The 1,827-nt window shown below is 67.2% G+C and carries 1 pseudogene; it reads left to right on the top strand.

The annotated features are described in order from the left end of the window. Nucleotides 1–576: 576 nt before the first annotated feature. Nucleotides 577–1,819, top strand: a pseudogene (locus PV350_RS46440) (IS110 family RNA-guided transposase). Nucleotides 1,820–1,827: the final 8 nt, after the last annotated feature.

Genomic DNA, 1,827 nt, shown 5'->3' with positions numbered 1-1,827 from the left:
CGTGACTTCACCGCCGACGCGGTGAACACGAAGTACGTCGGCGACATCACCTAATGGGCATCGGTGGGGACCAGAGAAGCCTTGACATCACCCAAGCCGTGAGCTCTTGAAGATAGAGCGGCTCGATGGCTCCCATCCCGCCGGGTGGCGGGAATTGAAGCTCGTTACTCGTCGTGGGTTCCCGGGGCCTGGACCCCTTGAATGCAGAGTCGAGCCGACAGCGTCTCCCGCCACCTCGGTCACGTTGTCGACGGCCGGCGTCAGTACGACGTCCTCCGCTGATCAGGGCAGAAGCCCTCAAAGAAGGCTGGCGGGTGCTGTCGCTCGCCGTCGGCAACGTGACCAATCACATGATCGGACCGTTGATGGTCGTGGTCCGAGCCGCTCACAGGGGCCACCTCTGACATGTTCGGGAGCCACCGAGCTCTTCCCGAGACGGAGGGCCTTGCGGGTCGCTGGGGTCACGAACGGCTAATCGGATGACGGGCCCTCGAGCCCTGCCATTAGGGAGACGCGTGCCCCACACGGCTGTGACCAGCCGAAACACGCTAACCAAGCCGAGAGGGCGTGAAGCAATTGAGTGTGTTCTGCGGCATCGACTGGGCCAGTGACCATCATGACGTCGTCGTGGTCGACGACACCGGTTCGCTGCTGTCCAGAGCGAGGATCAACGACGACGCCGAGGGTCTCGCCCAGCTCATAACAATCCTCGCCGAGCACGGCGACAGCGCCGAGACCCCGACACCTGTGGCCATCGAAACGTCCCGCGGCCTGCTGGTCTCCTGCCTGAGAGCCACCGGCTGCCCGGTCTACGCGATCAACCCGATGGCCGCCGCCCGCTACCGCGACCGGCACGCGGTCAGCCGCAAGAAGTCCGACCACCTGGACGCCCTGGTCCTCGCGAACATCCTCCGCACCGACGCCGCAGCCCACCGCAGGTTGCCCGCCGACTCCGAGCTTGCCCAGGCCATCGCGGTCCTCGCCCGCGCTCAGCAGGACGCGGTCTGGGACCGCACCCAGGCCGGCAACAAGCTCACCTCCCACCTGCGCGAGTACTTCCCGGGCTTCCTGGCCGCGGTCGGCATTCGCCGCGAAGGTGTCTGCCACCCCATCGCCCGCGTCCTCCTGGCCGCCGCCCCCCACCCCCGAGCAGGCCGCCCGGCTGACCCGAACCCAGCTGCGGTCCCTGCTGAAGAAAGCCGGCCGCAAGCACACCATCGACGCTGAGGCCGAGCGCCTCCAGACCGCGCTCCGCATCCCCCAAATGCGCCAACTGCCGCTGGTCGAAGAGGCCATGGGGCGCCAAACCCTGGCACTCTTGCGGCAGCTGGACGCTGCATGCGTCAGCGCCGAGGACCTCGCCGAAGCCGCGGTGGAGTCTTTTGAAACACACCCGGACGCCGAGATCATCACCAGCTTCCCAGGGCTCGGTCCACTCAGCGGCGCCCGGGTGTTCGCCGAGATCGGCGACGACCGATCCCGCTTCGCCGACACGAAAGGCCTCAAGGCCTACGCCGGATCGGCCCCGATCACCAGGGCCTCCGGCAAAAGCGTGGCCGTCCTGGCCCGCCGAGTCAAGAACCAGCGTCTGGCCGCCATCGGCTACGTCTGGGCGTTCGCCGCCCTGACCCACTCAGACGGCGCCAGAGCCCACTACGACCGCCGCCGAGAGGCCGGCGACCGTCACACCGCCGCCCAGCGCAACCTCTTCAACCGCATGATCGGCTGCCTTCACCACTGCCTCAACCAACGAGTCCACTACAGCGAAACCGCCGCTTTCCCTGCAACCTCAGACGCCCAACTCGGCAAGGCCGCTTGACAGTTCTT

The sequence above is a fragment of the Streptomyces sp. PA03-6a genome, from assembly GCF_033792765.1.
Lineage (GTDB): Bacteria > Actinomycetota > Actinomycetes > Streptomycetales > Streptomycetaceae > Actinacidiphila.
This window is presented reverse-complemented; position numbering and strand designations above follow the sequence as displayed.